This window comes from Ideonella sp. P3_A4, assembly GCF_056403075.1.
The window spans coordinates 1-947 of record NZ_JBFUGE010001191.1 but is presented as its reverse complement, the minus strand read 5'-3'; the positions used below and the strand labels follow the sequence as shown (position 1 = coordinate 947).

The 947-nt window shown below is 65.5% G+C and carries 1 protein-coding gene; it reads right to left on the bottom strand.

The features are described 5' to 3' along the window. Window positions 1-947 (bottom strand): helix-hairpin-helix domain-containing protein (locus AC1DYI_RS36880; protein ID WP_477209031.1); only part of this gene is annotated, 947 nt, incomplete at both ends.

Sequence of the window (947 nt, the reverse complement as noted above, 5' to 3'; positions counted from 1 at the left end):
GGCCAGGTCGACCTCCAGCACCTTCACCTTGACGATGTCGCCTGTCTTGACGATCTCGCGCGCATCGGTGACGAACTTGTTCGACAGCTGGCTCACRTGGACCAGGCCGTCCTGGTGCACGCCCAGGTCGACGAAGGCGCCGAACTGCGCCACGTTGCTGACCGTGCCTTCSAGCACCATGCCTTCGGTCAGGTCCTTGATGTCTTCGACGCCGTCGTTGAAGCGGGCGACCTTGAAGTCCGGCCGCGGGTCGCGGCCCGGCTTTTCCAGCTCGGTCAGGATGTCCTTGACGGTGATCGCGCCGAACTTCTCGTCGGCAAAGGCCTCGGGTTTCAGCGTGCGGATCACATCGCTCTTGCCCATCACCTCGGCCACCGGGCGCTGCAACTTGTCGAGCATGCGTTGCACGACCGGGTAGGTTTCCGGGTGCACCCCTGTCAGGTCCAACGGGTTGTCGCCGTCGCGGATGCGCAGGAAGCCCGCGGCCTGCTCAAAGGTCTTCGCGCCCAGGCCCGACACGTCCATCAGCTGCTGGCGGGTGCGGAACGCGCCATTCGCGTCGCGCCAACGCACGATGCTGTTGGCCACCGCATTCGACAGGCCAGACACGCGCGCGAGCAGCGGTGCGGAAGCCGTGTTCAGGTCCACGCCCACCGAGTTCACGCAGTCTTCGACCACCGCATCCAGCGTGCGCGCCAGTTCGCTCTGGTTCACGTCGTGCTGGTACTGGCCGACACCGATGCTCTTCGGATCGATCTTCACCAGTTCAGCCAGCGGGTCTTGCAAGCGACGGGCGATCGACACCGCGCCGCGCAGGCTCACGTCCAGGTCCGGCAGCTCCTTCGAGGCGAACTCCGAGGCCGAGTACACCGACGCACCAGCCTCGCTGACGACCACCTTCTCGATATGCGTGCCCGGCGCCAGCTGCTGGATGCGCTTGATGAGGT